The sequence below is a fragment of the Candidatus Alkanophaga liquidiphilum genome, from assembly GCF_053996935.1.
Window position 1 is genome coordinate 1 of sequence record NZ_JBMXYC010000059.1, and the last position, 19,510, is coordinate 19,510.

General features: G+C 52.3%; 23 protein-coding genes. 14 read left to right on the forward strand and 9 right to left on the reverse strand.

The window, feature by feature from the left end:
- The 4 genes from ACXJJA_RS07715 to ACXJJA_RS07730 all read left to right on the forward strand — a co-directional run.
- Positions 1 to 700, forward strand: a 700-nt coding sequence (locus ACXJJA_RS07715) for a dihydroorotase (protein ID WP_456487634.1), incomplete at its 5' end; no start/stop codon positions are given.
- A gap of 16 nt (positions 701 to 716) precedes the next feature.
- Positions 717 to 1,859: a radical SAM protein gene (locus tag ACXJJA_RS07720; protein ID WP_456487635.1), complete on the forward strand. Its 1,143-nt coding sequence runs from the start codon at positions 717 to 719 to the stop codon at positions 1,857 to 1,859.
- Positions 1,831 to 2,271 (forward strand): hypothetical protein, encoded by a 441-nt coding sequence (locus ACXJJA_RS07725; RefSeq protein ID WP_456487636.1) that lies wholly within the window; start codon positions 1,831 to 1,833, stop codon positions 2,269 to 2,271. The genes ACXJJA_RS07720 and ACXJJA_RS07725 overlap by 29 nt, the downstream gene beginning before the upstream one ends.
- Before the next feature lie 17 nt (positions 2,272 to 2,288).
- On the forward strand, positions 2,289 to 3,251 hold the full coding sequence (locus ACXJJA_RS07730) for an ATP-grasp domain-containing protein (protein WP_456487637.1): 963 nt from the start codon (positions 2,289 to 2,291) through the stop codon (positions 3,249 to 3,251).
- Positions 3,252 to 3,265: 14 nt separating this feature from the next.
- On the opposite strand, the gene hemL is transcribed toward ACXJJA_RS07730, so the two are convergent.
- From hemL to ACXJJA_RS07755, 5 genes are all read right to left on the reverse strand, one after another.
- Positions 3,266 to 4,570 (reverse strand): glutamate-1-semialdehyde 2,1-aminomutase, encoded by a 1,305-nt coding sequence (gene hemL, locus ACXJJA_RS07735; RefSeq protein ID WP_456487638.1) that lies wholly within the window; start codon positions 4,568 to 4,570, stop codon positions 3,266 to 3,268.
- Positions 4,571 to 4,583: 13 nt separating this feature from the next.
- Complete coding sequence (locus tag ACXJJA_RS07740) at positions 4,584 to 6,779, reverse strand: CDC48 family AAA ATPase (RefSeq protein WP_456487639.1); 2,196 nt, start codon at positions 6,777 to 6,779, stop codon at positions 4,584 to 4,586.
- Between the two features lie 114 nt (positions 6,780 to 6,893).
- Positions 6,894 to 7,823 (reverse strand): presenilin family intramembrane aspartyl protease PSH, encoded by a 930-nt coding sequence (locus tag ACXJJA_RS07745; RefSeq protein WP_456487640.1) that lies wholly within the window; start codon positions 7,821 to 7,823, stop codon positions 6,894 to 6,896.
- 146 nt (positions 7,824 to 7,969) lie between these two features.
- The gene (locus ACXJJA_RS07750) at positions 7,970 to 8,410 is read right to left on the reverse strand and encodes a molybdenum cofactor biosynthesis protein MoaE (RefSeq protein WP_456487641.1); all 441 of its coding nucleotides are present in this window, start codon (positions 8,408 to 8,410) and stop codon (positions 7,970 to 7,972) included.
- A gap of 25 nt (positions 8,411 to 8,435) precedes the next feature.
- Positions 8,436 to 9,506 (reverse strand): MSMEG_0568 family radical SAM protein, encoded by a 1,071-nt coding sequence (locus tag ACXJJA_RS07755; protein ID WP_456487642.1) that lies wholly within the window; start codon positions 9,504 to 9,506, stop codon positions 8,436 to 8,438.
- Between the two features lie 69 nt (positions 9,507 to 9,575).
- On the opposite strand from ACXJJA_RS07755, the gene ACXJJA_RS07760 reads away from it, so the two are divergent.
- The 4 genes from ACXJJA_RS07760 (at position 9,576) to ACXJJA_RS07775 (ending at position 11,927) form a co-directional block, all read left to right on the forward strand.
- Entirely contained in the window at positions 9,576 to 10,208 is a 633-nt protein-coding gene (locus ACXJJA_RS07760; RefSeq protein WP_456487643.1) for an amino acid kinase family protein, read from the forward strand.
- Between the two features lie 116 nt (positions 10,209 to 10,324).
- Positions 10,325 to 11,038 carry an aldo-keto reductase family protein gene (locus tag ACXJJA_RS07765; RefSeq protein WP_456487644.1) on the forward strand — a complete coding sequence of 238 codons (714 nt, stop codon included), beginning with the start codon at positions 10,325 to 10,327 and terminating at the stop codon, positions 11,036 to 11,038.
- Between the two features lie 420 nt (positions 11,039 to 11,458).
- Positions 11,459 to 11,743 carry a NosD domain-containing protein gene (locus tag ACXJJA_RS07770; protein ID WP_456487645.1) on the forward strand — a complete coding sequence of 95 codons (285 nt, stop codon included), beginning with the start codon at positions 11,459 to 11,461 and terminating at the stop codon, positions 11,741 to 11,743.
- On the forward strand, positions 11,730 to 11,927 hold the full coding sequence (locus ACXJJA_RS07775) for a hypothetical protein (RefSeq protein ID WP_456487646.1): 198 nt from the start codon (positions 11,730 to 11,732) through the stop codon (positions 11,925 to 11,927). Before ACXJJA_RS07770 ends, ACXJJA_RS07775 begins: the two co-directional genes overlap by 14 nt.
- 160 nt (positions 11,928 to 12,087) lie before the next feature.
- On the opposite strand, the gene ACXJJA_RS07780 is transcribed toward ACXJJA_RS07775, so the two are convergent.
- Positions 12,088 to 12,306: a hypothetical protein gene (locus tag ACXJJA_RS07780; protein WP_456487647.1), complete on the reverse strand. Its 219-nt coding sequence runs from the start codon at positions 12,304 to 12,306 to the stop codon at positions 12,088 to 12,090.
- A 153-nt stretch (positions 12,307 to 12,459) separates the two neighbouring features.
- Here ACXJJA_RS07780 and ACXJJA_RS07785 point away from each other — a divergent pair, with 153 nt between their 5' ends.
- From ACXJJA_RS07785 to ACXJJA_RS07800, 4 genes are all read left to right on the forward strand, one after another.
- Complete coding sequence (locus ACXJJA_RS07785) at positions 12,460 to 12,954, forward strand: retroviral-like aspartic protease family protein (protein WP_456487648.1); 495 nt, start codon at positions 12,460 to 12,462, stop codon at positions 12,952 to 12,954.
- Between the two features lie 217 nt (positions 12,955 to 13,171).
- Entirely contained in the window at positions 13,172 to 13,402 is a 231-nt protein-coding gene (locus tag ACXJJA_RS07790) for a type II toxin-antitoxin system HicB family antitoxin (RefSeq protein WP_456487649.1), read from the forward strand.
- A complete protein-coding gene (locus tag ACXJJA_RS07795; RefSeq protein ID WP_456487650.1) occupies positions 13,389 to 13,619 on the forward strand; it encodes a type II toxin-antitoxin system HicA family toxin in 231 nt (76 codons plus the stop codon). Before ACXJJA_RS07790 ends, ACXJJA_RS07795 begins: the two co-directional genes overlap by 14 nt.
- A gap of 169 nt (positions 13,620 to 13,788) precedes the next feature.
- A complete protein-coding gene (locus ACXJJA_RS07800; RefSeq protein ID WP_456487651.1) occupies positions 13,789 to 14,133 on the forward strand; it encodes a NosD domain-containing protein in 345 nt (114 codons plus the stop codon).
- Positions 14,134 to 14,630: 497 nt separating this feature from the next.
- On the opposite strand, the gene aroC is transcribed toward ACXJJA_RS07800, so the two are convergent.
- A complete protein-coding gene (gene aroC / locus ACXJJA_RS07805; protein WP_456487652.1) occupies positions 14,631 to 15,743 on the reverse strand; it encodes a chorismate synthase in 1,113 nt (370 codons plus the stop codon).
- Between the two features lie 46 nt (positions 15,744 to 15,789).
- On the opposite strand from aroC, the gene ACXJJA_RS07810 reads away from it, so the two are divergent.
- Entirely contained in the window at positions 15,790 to 16,422 is a 633-nt protein-coding gene (locus ACXJJA_RS07810; RefSeq protein ID WP_456487653.1) for a hypothetical protein, read from the forward strand.
- A gap of 14 nt (positions 16,423 to 16,436) precedes the next feature.
- The gene (cofC, locus tag ACXJJA_RS07815; protein ID WP_456487654.1) at positions 16,437 to 17,075 is read left to right on the forward strand and encodes a 2-phospho-L-lactate guanylyltransferase; all 639 of its coding nucleotides are present in this window, start codon (positions 16,437 to 16,439) and stop codon (positions 17,073 to 17,075) included.
- Between the two features lie 105 nt (positions 17,076 to 17,180).
- Here the strand turns inward: cofC and ACXJJA_RS07820 are convergent, their stop codons facing one another.
- Positions 17,181 to 18,140, reverse strand: a complete 960-nt coding sequence (locus ACXJJA_RS07820; protein WP_456487655.1) for a polyprenyl synthetase family protein — start codon at positions 18,138 to 18,140, stop codon at positions 17,181 to 17,183.
- Between the two features lie 103 nt (positions 18,141 to 18,243).
- Positions 18,244 to 19,200, reverse strand: a complete 957-nt coding sequence (locus ACXJJA_RS07825) for a prenyltransferase (protein WP_456487656.1) — start codon at positions 19,198 to 19,200, stop codon at positions 18,244 to 18,246.
- Positions 19,201 to 19,510 lie beyond the last annotated feature (310 nt).

Consider the following 19,510-nt stretch of genomic DNA (forward strand, 5'->3'; position numbering starts at 1 on the left):
AGCTGTGAAAAGGGTTTTAAGACTTACCGCCGAGGCTAAAGGCGTCAAAATTCATATTTGCCATGTGACGTGCGGTGGCGAGGTCGAGCTGCTACGACGCTCACAGTCCAACAGCGAGCTCATCGGCGGAACGCTCAGTGGCGAGGTAACACCCACGCACCTTTTCCTCACGCTCGACGCCGCCGACCGCCTCGGAAATTACGTGAAAGTGGCGCCGCCACTCAGAACGAGAGCGTCGCAAAGAGCCCTCTGGGCGGGCTTGAGGGGGGGCGTCCTGCGCATCGTCGCTTCTGACCACGCGCCGCACACTAAAGAAGAGAAGGAGCGTGGCGTGCTGGATGCACCACCCGGCGTTCCGGGTGTGGAGACGATGCTGCCGTTATTCCTGAACGAAGCGAACAAAGGGAACATTAGCTATTGTCAGATTGCTTCTTGGCTGCATTATTATCCTGTGAAGAGATTTGGGCTGAAGAAGGAGTTTAAGGAGGGGGAGGACGCTGACATCATCGTGGTGGCGCCGAAAGAGGAGTGGGTAATAAAAGAGGGAGAGTTGCGCTCGAAGTGTGGCTGGAGCCCATTCGACGGTTGGCATGTGCGTGGCAGGGTGGAAAGAACATTCGTGCGTGGCATTGAAATCTACAACGGCGAAATCGTTGGCGAGCCGGGCAGCGGCAGGCTGGCAAAACTACAAAACTTTTGAAGGCGTAATCATTATAATGGAGAAAAGGCACATGAGCGCAGTAGAGATTCTAAGCGACGAGTTCGACATCGAGGACATATTAGACTTCACGCATCACAAGTTTCAGAAATGGGCACGCCATTCTGTGCCATTCTCCGCCGCCTGGGAGGTGACGAACGCCTGCAACCTGCGCTGTAAATACTGTGGACTTTCCTCAGGGAATGCGCTGAGCAATGAGCTTAGTTTGGAGGAGGCTTTCGACGTCATAGAGGACATCTCACAGGCGGGGACGCACTCCCTTATGCTGCTCGGTGGCGAGCCGCTGGTGCGCAGCGACGTCCTTGAAATTGTAGGCTACGCATCGCTTTTCATGAGCGTCGGAATAAACACAAATGGGCTCTTACTCGACGAAGAGTTTGCGAATAAACTCAAAACCGCAGGAATAAACCAAGTGAAAGTTAGCCTCGATGGACCGAAGAGCCACGACGTTATGCGTGGCACAGGCACCTACGAAAAAGCTTTGCGGGCGCTAAAAGCATGTAAGAACGCTGGAATATTTACAATCATCGAGATGACCGTTTCTCGGCTTAATTATGATGAAGTTCCAGCAATCGTGAACTTAGCCATGAGGCTGGGGGCGGCAGTCGTCGTAAACGAATTCATACCGTTCGGCAGAGGCGAAAAGTATCCAGAGCTTATGCTGAGTAGGGAGGAGCGGAAGCGGATGCAGGAGTTTTTGCTTGAGAGAAAAAAGCTTTACGGGGAATGGCGGATTGCCTTCGAGGACCGCTACATCATAAGCGAGGACGCTGCTCTGCTGAAAATGGTTGCAGACCCGTTCTGCAATGCTGTTAACGTAGGCTGTAACGCTGGGATTTTCGCATACGGCATCACACCCGACGGCAAAGTTCTCCCGTGCCCAACGTTACGCCTCACAGTCGGCGACCTCCGGGAACGCTCCCTTAAAGACATCTGGAAAGACTCGGAAGCCTTAAAAACGTTAAGAAGTAGGGAATTAAAGGGAAAATGCGGGAGGTGCGAGTTGCGATACGTCTGCGGTGGCTGCCGAGGTCGCACGTATGCGTTTACGAACGACATCCTCGCAGAAGACCCGCTTTGCTGGTATGAGCCCGCCTTAGGAGGTGGTTGCTTTGGGGGACGTGCCGAAATGGATTCTTAAATACAAAGAGAAGATAGAGCGAGGCGAGATAACCGCCGAAGAAATATTGGAGGAGGAAAATAAGATACGAGAGAAGCCGCTGAAGCTGGCGACCGTGCTGCGGGCGATAAACGCCCTCGGCTATTCGGTTTCTGACTTCAGAGCCGAGAAGAAGCGAGCTAAGCCTAAGAAGGAAGGAAAGGCAAAAAGGGAGGAAAAGAGAGTAGAAGTAAAGTGGAAGGAGGAAAAGGAGGAGAAAGAGGGGCGTGCAGCCATTGAAGTGTCGAAAGATACCGAGAGGAGATTTACGGAGATAAAGAAGAGCTGGGAGAGGGGGTTGGGGAAGCCGCTGACGAGCGACCGCTTCTTGAACATATTATTGGTTCTTGCAAAGCTTGCCGAGCAGGGGAAAACGCTTGTAAAGAAATCTTGAGGCGGGGGTAAAGTGACTTGAAAGTAATACTTGCGGAGTATGCGGTGGGCGTCGGCGAGGAAAAGCTCTTAGCCGAGGGCAGGGCGATGCTTTTCACCCTGAAAGCGAGCTTCGAGCGCCTTGGGCATGAAGTCGTGTATCCGAGAGGGGTCTCAGATTTTGACGGCTGGGTCGAGAAGAATGCAGGAGACTGCGATGCCGCCCTCATAATAGCACCGGACGAACTACTTTTTGAACTTACGAAAATTGTGGAGAGCAGGACGCTTAACCTCGGCTGCCCGCCGCATGCCGTCCGTAAATGTGCGGATAAACTCCTTACGACTGAGATTTTGAAAGATGCGGGCGTCCCGGTGCCGAGGACTTTGAGCATTGATGATTTCAGCGGCGTCGCCGAGTCGCAGCTGCAGGAGAGAAGTCGCTACGTGATAAAGCCGAGATTCGGATGCGCCGCCGAGGATACTTTCTTAAGCGTCGGCACGCCTTTGGAAATCCCAGAAGGCAAAGAATTCGTAGCGACGGAGTTCCTCGATGGCGAGCACATAAGCGTCAGCATGATAAGTCCTGCTGGCGTCTCGTGCTCGTTCTGTGCGGCGTCCCCGCCACTCCCATTGACGATAAACAAGCAGTTCATAAAAATGAACTCGAAGATTAGCTACGAAGGTGGTTTGGTCCCCTATTCCGTTCCTGAAAGAAGCATCAAGAATCGTGTTTTTGGCGTTGCCGAGGAGGTTGTTCGTATCTTGGGCTGCGAGGGTTACGTCGGCATCGATATCGTGCTCGCCGAGAGTGGAAAGCCCTATATCTTGGACGTCAACCCCCGCCCTACGACCTCAATCGTCGGCGTCGCCCGTGTCATAAACCACGAGATTGCGGATTTGATATTGCGGGCGAAGCTCGGCGGCACCCTCCCCCGAAATGTGAAAGTGGAAGGTAGCTTCCGCTTTGACAAAAATAGTTTGGAGAGAATTGCGGAGTTTTGAGCCGCGGCGTGCCCCTAACACAAGCGTTTTAGGATTTCCTCGTAAGCTTCTACTGTTGTTTTTATGTCGTCGTCACTGTGCGCCGCCGATAGGAAACACGTTTCGAACTGTGAGGGCGGCAGAAAGACGCCTCGCTGCAACATTCTCCAGAAAAGCCCCAAGTATTTCTCCCTGTCGCACCTTAATGCCTCTTCGTAATTTCTGGGCGGGTGTCCATCGAACTGCCCGAAAAATATTTGAAACATGGAAGAAATGCCGCTGACACCGTATTCCAGCTTTTTATCGCTTATTATGTCTTTTAAAGCCCTTACGAGCTCTCTCCCCATTTTTTCAAGCTTCTCGTGAATTCTCGCCCGCTCAAGCACTTCCACGGTGGCGAGCCCTCCACACAAGGAGACGGGGTTTCCATTGAAAGTTCCTGCTTGGTAAACTTCACCTGCTGGCGCTATGAATTCCATAATCTCACGGCGGGCGCCGACGACGCCGAGCGGGAAGCCCCCGCCCACCACTTTCCCCAAGGTCGTGATGTCGGGATAGATGCCGAAACGCTCCTGAGCGCCGCCCATGCCGAGCCGAAAGCCTGTGATTATTTCGTCAAATATCAAGAGGACGTCGTTCTCCGCAGTAACCTTCCGAACCTCCTCTAAATACCCTTTTTCCGGCAATATGAGCCCCACGTTGCCGAGCACTGGCTCAAGGATGAAAGCTGCCAGCTCCTCCTTCTTCTTTTCAACGACCTCGGAAAGGGCTTCAACGTCGTTGAACGGCACCTGCAGCGTGTTCTCAATGAGATTCATCGGTATGCCCTTCGACGCAGGAATAGCTGTTGCGGCAGAGCCTGCCTTTACGAGGACGGCGTCGTGGGCGCCGTGGAAGCCGCCTTCGATTTTTAATATTTTTTCTCTGCTCGTGAACCCTCTCGCCAGCCGTATGGCGCTCATCGTCGCCTCGGTGCCGCTGTTTACGAACCTGACCATCTCTACGCTTTTGTAATAGCGCACTATTTTCTTTGCGAGCTTCAGCTCAAGCTCGTGCGGCGTGCCGAAGAGCCAGCCCTTTTCGAGCTGCGTCTCCACCGCCTTCTTGATGGCAGGGTGCGCATGTCCGAGGAGTAAAGGACCGTAACCCAAGCAGTAATCAATATACTCGTTGCCGTCAACGTCGAATATCTTGGAGCCTTTCGCCCTCACAACGTAAAAAGGAAAAGGTTTTACTGCCCGGACTGGCGAGCTTACGCCGCCGGGCAGGAGCGTTAAAGCCTCCTCGTATAACTTTTCTGAATTTTTTAGCCTTGCCTTCGATTGTTTCCACGCCGGCACGAGAACCACCGCATCAGCGGCGCTCCTTGAAGCTCTTCGCAAATCTCAAGTAACGTCCCAGCTCCTCCTTGCTCATCGGCTTCACTTTCTCCAATGCAGCCTCAAAATGCCGCATTTCTATCTTTTTCTTCTTTATTTCCTCATCGTCCTCGATATTCTCTCCACGCTCCTCGACGAACTCCCGAATCGCAAGCATCGTCGCTTCCTTGCAGACTGCGGCGATGTCTGCGCCTGTGTAGCCTTCGGTCAGCTCCGCCAATTTTTCAAAATCAACGTCCTCGGCAAGAGGCTTTCCTTTAGTGTGGATCTTAAATATTTCTTTGCGTGCCTCCTTGTCCGGCATCCCTACGAAAACGAGGCGGTCAAAGCGCCCGGGACGCAGCAACGCCGGGTCAACGATGTCAGGGCGGTTCGTCGCCGCAATCACGACGACGTTATGTAGCTCTTCCAACCCGTCCAGCTCGGTCAATATCTGCGAGATTACACGTTCGGTGACGTGCGAGTCGCCGTAACCGCCGCCACGCACCGGCGTAATTGCATCGATTTCGTCGAAGAAGATGATGCAGGGCGCCGCCTGCTTCGCCTTCCTGAACGTCTCACGGACAGCACGTTCCGACTCCCCTACCCACTTTGACAGGAATTCCGGACCCTTTACAGAGATGAAATTCGCCTCGCTCTCGTTCGCCGCCGCCTTCGCCAGCAGCGTCTTCCCGGTGCCTGGCGGTCCGTACAGGAGGACACCTTTCGGCGCCTCAGCCTGCATGTAATTAAACAGCTTCTGATATTTCAGCGGCCATTCCACAGCCTCTCGTAATTCCTGTTTCGCCTCCTCAAGCCCGCCTATGTCGTCCCAACGGACGTCAGGAACCTCCACGAGCACTTCACGCAGCGCTGACGGTTCCATCTCTCTGAATGCTGCAAGGAAGTCGTCCATAGCCACGATAAGCTTGTTCAAAACGTCAGCAGGAATGCTCTCGGCCTCCAAGTCTATTTCTGGGAGAACACGCCGCAACGCCCGCATCGCCGCCTCCTTGCAAAGCGCCTCGATGTCCGCGCCGACGAAGCCGTGCGTGATGTCAGCCAGCTTTTCGAGGTCGACGTCGTCGGCGAGCGGCATGCCCCGCGTGTGTATTCTCAAAATTTCAAGGCGGCCGTCCCTGTCAGGGATGCCGATTTCGATTTCTCTGTCGAACCTGCCGGGACGTCGCAACGCCGGGTCGAGAGCGTCAGGTCTGTTGGTCGCACCGATGACCACCACCTTGCCACGCTCCCTCAAGCCATCCATGAGGGCGAGGAGTTGAGCGACGACCCTCCGCTCAACTTCACCCGTGACTTCCTCTCGCTTCGGCGCTATCGAGTCGAGCTCGTCAATGAAAATTATCGAAGGTGCATTTTCCTCAGCCTCTTGGAAAATTTCTCGGAGTCTTTGCTCGGACTCGCCGTAGAACTTGCTCATGATTTCCGGACCGGAAATGCTTATGAAGTGCGCATTTGTCTCGTTCGCCACCGCCTTTGCGATGAGAGTCTTCCCGGTGCCGGGCGGTCCGTGCAGGAGAACTCCTTTTGGCGCCTCTACGCCGAGGCGCTCGAAAAGCTCAGGGTGCCGCAGCGGCAGCTCCACCATCTCCCGAATCTTCCTAATTTGCTCCCTAAGCCCGCCGATGTCCTCGTAAGTGACCCTTGGGAGAGCTACGACCTCCTTTGCGGGCTTCTCGCTGACCTCAATTTCGGTGGCTTCGGTGATGATGATGGCATCTGCTGCTGGGCGGTAAGCAGTAACCACGAGGTCAATCTTGCGTCCCATGATGTTAATCGTAAGTGCGTCCCCACGGGTTACGACTCTGCCGTAGAGGAGGTGTCTGAGGTATTCCTCAGCGCCCATGATTCTGAGGGGTTCAGTCGGTGCGAAAGTAACTCTTTCGGCGTCTTTTGCCACGACTTTCCGCAGTTGAACTCTGTCGTCGATGCTGACGCCCGCGTTCCGCCTCGTGGCGCCGTCAATTCTGATAATGCTTCTTCCGAGGTCTTCGGGATAGCCGGGCCACGCTATTGCAGCAGTTTTCTTCGTAGGCCCTTGAATCTCGACAACGTCGCCGGACGTGATGTTAAGCTGCTCTGCAAGCTCTCGGCTGAGCCTTGCAATGCCCCTGCCTACGTCCTGCGGCTTCGCCTCCGCAACCTTCGCCGTTACTACCTTCGTTTTATTCATATTATCGCCCCCGTGGCAGAGACGACATTAAGCCCCTACCAACAAGCATGGGCACTTGCCCATCTCTTTCTACATATCATTCTGAACAGATTTAAGCCTTGCCCTGCGGCGGTCTCACAAAGAGAGCAATGTAGAAAGGGGCACTCCTGACATCAAACATCCTACAAAAAAGCCAAATATTGCCCCAGAATTCAGGAAAGGAAGCCCGGCATGCGCCTTTTTCTTTGAGGCGAGCAGTATTAACGCAAAATAACCAAGCAAAGTGCCGAGCATCGTGAACAACGCTGGCAAGCTCACAAATCCGAAGAGGCGGTCAGCGTTGAGGAACACGTTTGCTGAGACCACGAGAATTGTCGGGATGACTGCGTCGCCGAGTCCCATGATGTGCGCCTCCTCGTGCAAGCCGTTCTGTCGCAACAGCGAGTATTTGAGGCTGCGGGGCACGACGAACAGCACGGGCACTTTCATGCTCACCATGGATTCTGCGAGAGCGACCATGTGCTTCGTCTTGTAAACTGCGAGAAAGTCGTAGATTGCTAAGACTACGAGCAAAATCATCGTGGGTAGGATGGCGAGCGATATCCCGAAAATGGCAGCGGCGCCCGCACTTATGAGCAAGCCGACGAAATTCACTACATACCACTCCGGATACTTGTAAAGGACAAGTGTGAATGCGCCTGCTAAGAGCAGCGCCGGCATGAGCGGGAAGAAAGCTTCAAACACGTAAAGCAGGGTGAACGCCACCGCCGCCAAGATTATAAAATGGATGAGAGCCGCCTTAAACCGCACAAGCACAAGAACGAAAGCCGTGAAGGCGAAGATGAAAAGGACGAATATGAGCGGGTTGATTGCCGATTCTGGGTTTTCAAACGCTTTTACGTTCTGGACTTCGAAAGGTGTCGCCAAGAACAACGCAGATACTTGGACTGCGATTATGATTGTTGCCATAGCTGCGTAGGGGAGCCAGACGCGAAGCTTGCGCATTAAGTTCCACCACCTTTTCATGACGTCGCCCGTAAATTCTTTAACGGACAGTGATTCCACTCGCCCTTTTTCTTGCTTTCGATTAATTCACGTTAGTACAGCTTCATGAGGTAGTGGGATAGCTCATTTCCTATATCGGAAATCGTGATGCCCGACCGTGCAGCGTGCGGGGTCCAGGTAGCAGGGTGGGATTTGCGTCGTCAAAGCTATTTTCCCCGCCAGCCCTCGCCATTAGGCACGACCCAGCGTTCCTCGCCGCCTCCAAGCACTTCCTTCTTCCAGATGGGTGCCCGCCGCTTCAGTTCGTCGATAACGAGCTCACAAGCTTTAAATGCATTTTTTCTGTGCTTAGCAGCGGCGACGACTGCCACGATATTCTCGCCGACGTCCAGGCTGCCCTTACGGTGGACGACATGCACATGGCTCACGCCGAAGCGTTCTACGGCTTCCTCGCAAATGCGCTTGAGCTCCGCCTTCGCCACTTCGTCATAAGCCTCCACCTCCATCTTCATAACGCCATCATCCCTGCGCACGATGCCCAAGAACGTCACGACGGCGCCAGCGTCGCTACCTCCTCGCAGCAGCTCGCTCACAAGCTCGTCGAGCGAAAATGCCCCCTCCTTTATTTCCACTTTTATTTTCTGCATACTTCTTCCCCCACATAGTATTAACTCACGCCCGTTCAAAATCTCCAATGGCTGAGCAAGCGCCGCAACGCACGCAGCCAGCTTTACACCTCCGCCAGCTTAGCCCATAATCCTTTAAAATGTCGGCAACCGCCTCGTAAATCCGAAGCATCCTCGACGGCGGCGGTGGTATCGCATCCTCGAGCAACGTCCCCGGAATCGGACGCAACGGCACGACAAACGGGTAAACGCCAAGCGTCGCAAGTTCCTCACTACCTTTTATCACGGAGTCGTCGCTCTCGCCCACGCCCACGATTAAAAAACTGCTAACTTGGTTTTCGCCAAAAAGCGAGACACACCGCCGCCATGTCTCTCTATAGCGCTCGAACCCAATCGCAGCCTTGCACGGCGCTATTTCTCGCAGCGTCGTAGCGTCGAAACTCTCAATATGCGCACCGACGGTGTCGGCACAGCCGTAAAGCTCGTCCAGAAGCTCAAGGCGGCGTGGCGGCTCGAATTGCACATGCACCGGCAGCCCGGCTTCTTCCCTTAAAACTTTGCCAACCTCCGCAAGCGCTCTTATCCCCTTGTCCGGTCCAGGCACCGTCCCTATTGTCAGCGTCACGTGCTTTACTCCGTCGTCCTTCGCTGCGAGCGCCACCTCTAAAATTTGGGCAGCGGTCTTGCGCTCGATGGTCATGCCGTGTTGCAGCGAAAGCTCGATGCCACAGAACTTGCAGCGTGCCCTCGTGTTCCAGTAAACGCAGCGCTGCACCACCGTCGTCGCGAGGCAGTCGTCACCATGTAGCAGTGCTATTTTCCAATAAGGAATACCATCCTTCGTTTTAAATCCGTAAAACTTCGGCGCCGGGAAGCTTACTTCCATTATAGGCTTACCGTCTTTTTTCAAAATGTAGCGGTCGTCAGCAGGCGTGATGCTGTAAGGAGAACTTTCGACAAAACGGCTCAGCGTCGGCACGTTTGCCTTCAAGCCGCCAAAAATCAATGTTCTGCCGGCGGCGGGACCCGCTCCGCCCTTCCTACCCTTCTCTACAGCTTCTATTTTGACACCCAAGCTCTGCAGCTCGACCTTTAAAATTTTCGAATCCCGCCCCACTTAATTATTCTTGAAGCTGAAGCAAATTAAACATTCCAACGAATGGGGGAGTGACGAGCGTAGAGTGATATGAGCGTGGTTGTTCTGAAACTGGGCGGTAGCTTGAAAAGCGATATAGAGCGCATAATGAGTTTTTTAGCCGATTATTCTCAGAGGTGTCGGGCGAAACTTGTCGTGATCCCAGGCGGTGGACCGTTCGCTGATGCCGTCAGGGAGCACGCAAGAGGCATCTCCGACGAGACGACGCACTGGATGGCGGTGCTTGCGATGGAACAATACGGGCGGCTGCTCGCCGACTATGGCGGCGTTCTTGTCGATAGTTTGAAAGATTTAAGGGCGGCTGACGCTGGTTTATATGTGGTTTTGCCATTCAGGATTTTGAAAGAGTATGATAGAGGGATTTTAGAACATTCATGGCGGGTGACCTCCGACACGATAGCGGCGTTCATTGCATCCTTGCTGGGTGTCCGCTGCATCATAAAGCTGACAGACGTTGACGGTGTTTTCATCAATGGGGAATTAAAAGAGGTTGTTTCGGCAAGTGAGTTGTTGGGGCAGGAAAGCTGCGTTGACGAGGCGCTTCCTGAATTTCTGATGAATCATCGAATGGAGTGCCTCATAGTGAATGGGCGATTTTTGCCTCGCATCGCCGACGCCATCGAAGGGCGAAAAAACATTTACACGAAAATTGTGCCGCTTTGATTGGCGTGCCGCTCTGGTCGAGACGTTAGTGGAAAAGCGTCGGTAACGGCGCAAAATGGAGTGGTGGGGACGCATCATGCCGACGACGACTTAAGTAAAAGGGGGAATATGGATTTGTGGTCGAGTTGCCGAGGTTAATGTTGGGGACATCGCCGTTCATCGGCGCCGGGCAGTTCGGACATCGTGCTTACGAATACCGCCGCCGGTTTTTCCATCAGCCTGAGAACATGACCACACTCTTCGTCAAGTCGGCAGAGCTCGGCGTCGCTGCCGTCCAACTCGTCGTTTATGAGCCTTTGGTGCAGGCGTTGGAGCATGCCTTCGAAATTATTGGCGAGAAGTTTTTCGTCGCCGCCGTCATCATGAGCGGCGTTAAATTTGACAAGCATCTAAAGCTGATAGAGCGGCTGGAGCCAGAAGTTGTGGCGATGCACGCTGCCTTCTGCGACGTCGCCGACGAGAGGCTTTGTAAGTGGGTGAAGAAAATAAGGGAAATGGGAGCAGCACCTGCAGCCTCGACGCATGTTCCCGGCGATACAATCCCAATGCTCGACGATTTTGGGCTCGATATCGAGGCGTATCTTGCACCTCTGAACCCAAAGGGGTATTTCATGGAGCCTGATTATGAAAGTGCACTGCGTGCGATAAAAGAGACCAACAAGAAGGTAATAGCAATAAAACCTTTAGCCGCTGGCGCTCTGAAGCCTGAGGAGTCGCTTTTTGGGTTCATATTCGAGCATGCGGACGCGGCGAGCGTCGGGATAACGTCAGAGCAGGAAATGAAAGAAACTTACACAGCGGCGTTTGCAGCGCTCAACAAGCATGGTTAATTGATAATTAGTTTAAACAATGATAGATTATTTGCGATGACACTAAAACCAAATTGAGAAGCGCGTAAAATATTTAGCGAAGGACTTTTCAGGGGATGAGCGTCATGAGGAGAGTAGTGCTGCTCTTAATATTGGCAGCATCCGTGGCGCTCGTGCTGGGAACTGCGTCTGCGAGGGTGTGGCACGTCGATGACGACCTTATGGACTTCCCGAGAGCCGTATAGATAGCAATCGACACAGCGTCCCCCGGCGACTCCATAAAGTGCATAACGGGTCGTGCCGAGAGAATATTGTCATTAATAAGAGTCTAAGGCTTGTGGCGGCGATGGGGAGGGGAGCAACCCCCATGAAGGTGGCGGCGGTCTTGGCGACGTCGTGACGCTGACGGCGGACGGATGCGTTCTTCATGGGTTCAGAATAATGAATAGTGGTATCGGGTTTACGGGCGTCTTGACCGAGTCAAATTATAACAGGATCTTTCAAAACGTCATCGTGGACAACCATGAGGGCTTATACTTGAACTATTCGTCACACAACGTAATATTAGCAAATAACATCTCTTACAACAGGAACGAGAACATCTACATATTCGGCGGCGCCCATAGCATCATAGGACGCAACTTGATAGGTCTGATGGCGGGGCCTTACGGCATACTCGCCCGAAATTCTCAGAGGAACTTCATATTCAGAAATGAAATCGTGTAGTCGGCATATACCGCTACAACTCGTCATGGGACAAGTAATAGGAAACAAGATGCGGGACAGCGCCTCCATTTCGATCGTGGTGGACCGTGGCGACCACAACATGGCGGTGCGTCGTATGCGGCAACGTATTCTCAGGCATCTCAATATCAGATGGGTCCTGCTGGAACGTCGTTGCCGGGAATGAGATCTCAACCTCGAGCGGCGGATACCCCGCAGGCGTCCACTTGGGCATCTCGGCAAACAACAATATCATCGCCAACAACAACGTGAGATGAAAAATAAAAAATTATTTTCGGGCAGACGTGCTCGCACTTTGCACAGAAAACGCCAACGTGAGATGAAAATCAAAGCAAAATAAACGCTCGCATGGTTGATCTGCTTTTATTGGAGTAAGAAAGCAAGAATTCTCTGGGTGTCTTTCCAGATTTTAGAAACCTTTTCACAACTGAGATGTAAGCTTTGCCTGTTTTGTAAGAATACTTCCTTAGCTTTATTTCTTCGATGAGCTTGCCTATTAGCTTGTATCTTTCTTGTGGTGTAAGCTTTTTAACATTCAAACCCACAAACAAAAGTATGACCACAAGAGTTATAAAAGTTCGCTTTAACTCCATTTTGGAAGGTTATACGAATAAAAAGTGCGTGAAATACTCGTTATACGCCATTGCAAAACCAAAAGTATTTAAATTACAACATCTAAAATACAAGGAGGGATTGAAATGGGAAAAGTGATAGAGAAGGTAAAACTCACGAGCTTGTTTGAACCAAAGAAGTCGGTGGAAGTAGATGCGGTCATTGATACGGGTGCAACGATGGTAGTATTACCTAAGGACATAGTGGATGCTCTTGGATTAAGAAAGGTGCGAGAAGTAAAGGTGAGATATGCGAACAATAAGGTAGAGACGAGACCCATTTATGGAGTAGTGACCATTGAGCTCAAGGGACGCTCAGCCAATCTTGACGTCTTAGTAGAAGAAAAGGGCTCACAGCCCCTTATAGGGCAGGTGCTATTAGAGCTATTGGACCTTATAGTTGAACCTAAGACAAGAAAGCTCATACCCAATCCCGCTTCTCCTGAGATGCCGATGATGGAGATACTCATGGCAACGGCGTATAACAGCGGGTATGCAGTTCGCTTCGCTCACCCAAACCCTTACGGGCTTCGTATACCCGCAAAGCGTTGTCCGAAATTGCGGGCGACGGGCTTGGGGTGATAGATGATGGTACTAGCTGAGGTCCACACTATTGGGGACATGTGGCAGCTGTTTTGGTTTTTGGTGCCCTATTATAAATGGGAACATACCCCATATTGTCCGCACTGTAGCAGCCCCGTGAGGTAGGGCCGATAGGTCTCTCCCACCAGTATGACACACCCCAAAGGGAAAAGTTTAATGTAGGTCTTATGTATATCCGAATTGTAGGGTGATAAATATGATAAAAATATTAACCGCGATCATTCGCAAAGAAGAGGATATGTATGTGGCGGAATGCCCGGAGGTTGGAACAGTTAGCCAAGGAAAAACAGTAGAAGAAGCCATTCAAAATCTAAAAGAGGCAACGGAACTTTACCTTGAGGAGTTTCAACTAGAGGAAAAAACTCATCCCCTACTGACCACATTTGAAATTTCTGTGAAAGAGGTAAGTAAAGTTGCCAAAACTTAGGAAAGTTTCAGGGGAGGATGTTGTTAAAATCTTATGCAACAAATTCGATTTTCAAATCACTGGTAGAAGAGGAGGTCATGTAAGACTTTCTAAAATGACTACTGAAGGAAAAGTAGGCACTGTAGTTCCAATGCATAAAGAACTAAAAATCGGTACGTTAAGAGGAATTTTAAAATTAGCAAAGGTGGATATAGATGAATTTGCGAAACATCTATAACATGATACCGTCGTCCGCAACTCCCCCCTTCGCTTCGGTGCTGACGCACTCGGACAACAAGAGGATATGTGGCTTCGCCCTCGGCTACGCCTAAATTTGCTCCACCATTGCTCAGCAAACTTCAGATGCCCGCCAGCCGATACCAACAATAAGTTAACAGAATCCCTGTGTGTATGGTATATATTCCTTGCTGCGGAACAGCACGATCAGAGAGAATCACATATACAACAACACGTATGGCATTTACCTCACGCCTGTCGAAAGCGCCTGCAATATTATAGTCAGTAACGACATCATCGCAAACGAATACGGCATTTATATCTATAAGCCAACAGGCGGCGTGAGTCCCGGGAATAACACCATATATTTGAACAACTTCATAGGCAATGTTGTCAACGCATACTCAAGCGACAAGTATGCTAACAACACATGGAATTCGCCAGTTGTCACGTATATAACGGCACTTCGTATACAGGGCGTCTTGGGAACCACTGGGATGACCATACTGGCATAGACGTGGATGGAGATGGCGTCGGAGAAACCCCATACACCATGACTATAACGTGGACGAGTACCCACTGGTTGAACGCTCTGAAGACTATACTGTCGCTCTGTAGACAAATGCTCAGGGCCGACCGGTAAGAGCCACGTGACCTCCTCCCCCGACTAAAGTCGGGGCTTCCACCGGCGGGAGGTTGGGGAGTGTGCATAAGCGCTCCCCTTCGAGCTGAGCACGCAGCTCCTGACCGCAGGTTATACCCACGCCCTCGTTGCTCATCCATTGAACGCAAGCTATAAAAACTTTTCCCACCCCCTCCCCTGCCCTCCTTTAAAGGGGATTAGCGGCAACATCTTCCTAAAGTTCGCCCCAATAAGTTGAAGTGGTGGTTACAAGATTGGGATGCGAGACATGGTTATGAAGCACGGGAATCTCACTGAGGAGCGTCATACACGTCGAAATTCCTGCTGATAGCAAAAAGCGCTTGGAAAATTGTAGTAAGGGCAAGTAACTCAAACCCTTGCCAGCCTATTTCTCAAGAGATGGTCGGCGAGGACGATGGCGACCATTGCCTCCGCCACCGGAGCGATCCTCGGGCAGATGCAAGGGTCATGTCTCCCTCTTATTTCGAGCGATACGTCTTCGAGGCGGACGAAGTCCACGCTTCTCTGCCGCTTCCTGATGGAGGGCGTCGGTTTCACCGCGATTCGGCAAACGATGGGCATGCCGGTGGAAATGCCGCCAAGTATACCGCCCGCCCTGTTAGTTCTTGCTTTTATCGTTATGTCTTCCGTCCTCACATCTGAAGAACGCTCCACGTAGAATTCATCGTTCATCTCGCTGCCTCGTAGCCTTGCGGCTTCAAAACCCACGCCGATCTCCACGCCCTTGACGGCGCCGATGCTCATAAGCGCCTTTGCGAGGTCGGCATCGAGTTTATCGAAGACCGGCTCGCCGAGCCCCGGCGGCACGTTCCACGCAATTACCTCGACGACGCCGCCAATACTGTCGCCCTCCTCCTTCACCTTTAGAATCACACGCCGCATCTCCTCTGCCGCTTCAAGGTCAGCGCAACGCACGTCGTTATGTTCGACGTTACGCTTAATTTCCCCAAAGCTTAGCTCCTCACTCCTCGCTCTGACGCCGCCAACCTCGATGACATGCGCAACGACTTCGATGTCATGCGTTTTAATGAGTTTCTTCGCAATAGCGCCCGCAGCGACTCTTGCAGTGGTCTCTCGTGCGGAGGCTCTGCCGCCGCCACGCCAGTCCCGATGCCCGTATTTCAAAAAGTAAGGGAGGTCAGCGTGTCCGAGGCGGGCGACGCTCTTTAAAGCTTCATACGGCGAGGAGTCAACGTCCTTGTTCCAGACGAGCATCGAAATCGGTGTGCCGAGCGTCCTGCCCTCGAAAACGCCTGAAAGGATGATTACTCTGTCCTCTTCACGTCGCGCCGTCGCCAGCTCGCTCCTCCCCGGCGCCCTTTTGTCAAGTTCCCGCTGTATCTCCTCTTCGGAAAGTTCAAGCCCAGCAGGGCAGCCGTCCACTACGACACCAACTGCGGCGCCGTGCGACTCGCCCCACGTCGTTATCCTGAACGCCTTGCCGATGGAATTCCCTGCCACCTATATTTAAGAACATTTCTTTATACATATTTGTAACTCAGTTATGATGGACGGAAGTATCAGCGAGATAGAAGGAATCCCCCCAGAGAAGCTTGAATACCTGAGTAAGGTAAAGATTTGCATAGTGGGTAGCGGGGGCATCCTCGTAGAACTCCTGAAACGGTGGAACTTCAAAGAAATACGGGTGATGGAGGGGGAAGTGGCGCCAGAGGACGTGCGTTTGGACCCTTTTTATGATGAGGAGATGATAGGAGCGGTTCCTAAGTATGCTTCTTCTGAGAAGACCTGTGTTTCCACACTGCTGCCGCCGCCATCTGTTGATGAATTTAAGCTTGGCTTGAGGTGTATAGATATCGTCATCGGAGGCTATGACGAGGAGACGCTAAGACTCGCCGCCGCTGCTTCGAGGGACATGGGCATACCGCTCATCACGTGGGGTTACGTGACGACGCTCCTGCCAGACGGCATTCCTCTCGAGGAGATAGAGTTTCCAGAGATAAAGCTTGAGAGCGTGAGCGCTACGTTCAATGTCCTCGTCCGAGCGTTGCAGTGCTACGAAGCCGTGAAGCTCTTCACGGGCGTAGGCGAGCCGGTGTTCCCGCCAGAAGCCGTAGAGGTGGATGCTTTGAACCTGCGGCTAAGAAAAGTGCGGTTAAGCGTGAAGGGTGTCGTTCCCTGACTCTTTCAAATTCAATGAAAGCAATAATTCCGTTCAAAAGCCGAGGGGCGAAATCGAGACTGCATCTCCTTCTAAATGAAGATGAGCGAGAGGTGTTTGCCAAATGTATGCTAAGAGACGTTCTCAAAGCAGTTTGCGATGCGGGCGTCAACAACGTCACCCTAATCTGCACCGCGCCCACAAACCTCGACTTTGAGGGCTTAAATATGAAAATCTGCATTGTATTTGACGAGCGCAGCCTCAACGACGTTCTGAACGACGTTTTACGACATGAAGCTGGACCTTTGCTGATAATAATGTCGGACCTTCCGTTGCTCACCGCAAGGAACGTGAGAGAGATTTTAAGCTACGAAGAGGACGTTGTTGTTGTTCCAGGGAGGAAAGGCGGCACGAATATCCTTTTTTTAAGGAAGCCACAGCAGTTCTCGGTCGATTACTACGGCGTGAGCTTCCTCGACCATGTCTCGATAGCGAGGCGGCAGGGGCTCAGCGTCGCCACCTATGACTCCTTCCTCGCAAGCACCGACGTTGATGAGGTGGACGACCTTATCGAGCTTTTGATACACGGCGCAAATAAAGAAGCAGCACGCTTTCTGAAAAGGATAGGCGTGGAACTCGACGTTAATAAGGAAGTGCGGCTGCGGCGTCGATAACGGCACGCCGCTCGCATGACCGCTTTTACCCGAAAAGACTGGCGTGATGGAATGAGCCAGATAGAATATGTGGGAGAGCAACAGAAGTGATAAACACGTGCCTTCTTAGCCCTTGGTAGCTTGTGCCACGTTGTTGAGCCTTTCTGCAATGATGTCCGGGAGAAGCATGAGTTTTCTTCTCGGCGCCGACTCGGAAAGGGTGCTAAGGTGCGCTTTTGCCTCTCTCACAAACTCCTCAAACAAGCCGAAAGCGTATCCGATAGAGCCCAAGTGCAGGAACAACTCACGCATTTTCAGGAGAGTATCGGCATCCACGTCGCCCTTTGACATGGTTTCCAAGATGAACTCCTTTTCTCGGGCGTTCGCGTGTTCTAGCGCATGAACCACGATGATTGTCATCTCGCCGTTTTTAATGTCGAGCCCGAGGGGAGTCTCGTCAGCAGGATCGCCGAGGATGTCGAAAATATCATCCTGAATCTGGTAAGCGATGCCGAGAGTCCTACCAAATTCTCGGAGCCGCCTGATATCGTCTTCGCTTCCGCCGCCGAGGATGGCGCCGGCTTCTGCGCTCGCGACGAATGAAGATGCGGTTTTAAGCTCTGCGATTTTGAAGTAAGCAGCCTCGGAAACGCTTTCAGCGTGCCGGAGCGAAAATTCCAAGTATTGTCCGATGGCGATGTCGGAAATAGCTTTCGAGACGAGCGTCATAACTCTTGAGCCACACCTCGCCAGCATCTCGCAGGAAAGCGCAAAGAGGAAGTCGCCGATAATGATCGCTTTTTTCCCGTGCTTTGCGAATGCCGTCGGCGCCCCACGGCGGAGCATGTTCTCGTCAAGAATGTCATCGTGTATCAAGGAGGCATTATGCACGAGCTCGATGGCGATGGCGGCTGGCAACGCTTTTTCCCGGTCGCCGCCGACGGCTTCCGCTGCAAGGATGCAGATGAGCGGACGCAGCCTCTTACCGCCCTTGACGTAAGTGAGAGCTTCCTCAAAGCCTTTTTCCACAAACACTTCCGACAACTTGTCCTCGAAGTATTTTGTCTCCTCCTTGAGTTCTTCCATTCTAACCCCGTGATACTTTTAACTAAGTAACTCGTTTGTGCTCTTAATATTGCCGCTGTTTGCAAGTTAAATTTCAGTAACGCTGGACGTGCGAGAGCTGCATCTAACCAGCACAGACGCTTAAGACGAAGACGCCGATGAGAGCGAGCGGTATGAGCATCATACCCGTGAACGCATCCTTGCATATTTGCTCAAGCCCCTCATCGGTCCGCCAAAGCCCCCTCTTGATGGAAAGCAAGCTTCTTAGCGTGAAGTAGCCGGGGATTGCGAGCACAACTAAACTAAATGGGCGGACGTCAAGCGGCAACAAAAATAGAAACGAAAGCCATGCAAGCAGGGTAAGCGGCGTGCATGCTCTGATGATTTTTTCCTTCCCCAGTCGCACAGCCAAGGTTCTTCGGTTAATCAGGCTGTCAAGTCGGATGTCTGGGAGTTCTCTCAGCAGTTTCAGCTTGAATGCCTCTATCATGAAAGGTAAGGCAACAAGCGTCGGCTTAAGGCTACTTTCGTGCGTCTGCAAGTAGTAGCCTGAGAATACTGTGAACCAGCCGACGCCAAACGCTAAGGCAACCTCTCCGAGCCCATGGTATGAGAACTTTGGGCCTCGGGAGTAAGAAAACATCAGGAACAAGCCGAAGATGCCGAGGGCAAGCGTTAGTTGCCCTGTGCGGAGCCAGAAATGCAAAACTAAAACCAAGGGGATGGAAAGAACGCCGCAAATGTATGCGCCGGCCATCGCTTTTTCAACGGAAATCTTCTCCGAGACGAGAGCGTCGAACCTGCCGCTCGCTGCCGTCGAGAAAAAATCAGAGAGTCCATGCCCCCGGCTTCCGAGCCTCACGCCCCTGCTCTTAAGGTCGGAGTAAACGCTGCAGGCGTTCAACACAAAACAAAAAGCGGTCATCAAGAAAAGCGCCACCAAGGAGGTTGCAAAAGTTATTATGTCCACATGCCCCTCAGTCCAAGCTACAACCGCCCCGAGTGTAAACGGCACGAGCGTCGTTGCGAACTTCGGCAGTCCCGCAAGCTCCCACCAGCCTCTAAGCTCCAGCCACCGCATCCTTTTACGTTGATTTTGTCTTACTTAAGCACTGCCGCTTGGTCGCCGAAGACACGAGGACTCTGAGAAGTTTGCTAAGGGTTGTTTAGAAAAAAGGAAGTGACCTCCTCCCCTCACTGAAGTGAAGCTCCTCCAGTGAGGCTCACGGGTTCCCAGTTCATCCACCCGCCCGGCAGCTCTCTTAGCCTTCCGGGCTCCGGTGTCGAGGGCTTCACTTCGGGTCGCCCGACCCTACGTCGATAAATAGTAAAGCGACATATATAAAACCACCCGCCTCCCCTGCTGCTACCTTTCAAAAGTAGGAATTAGC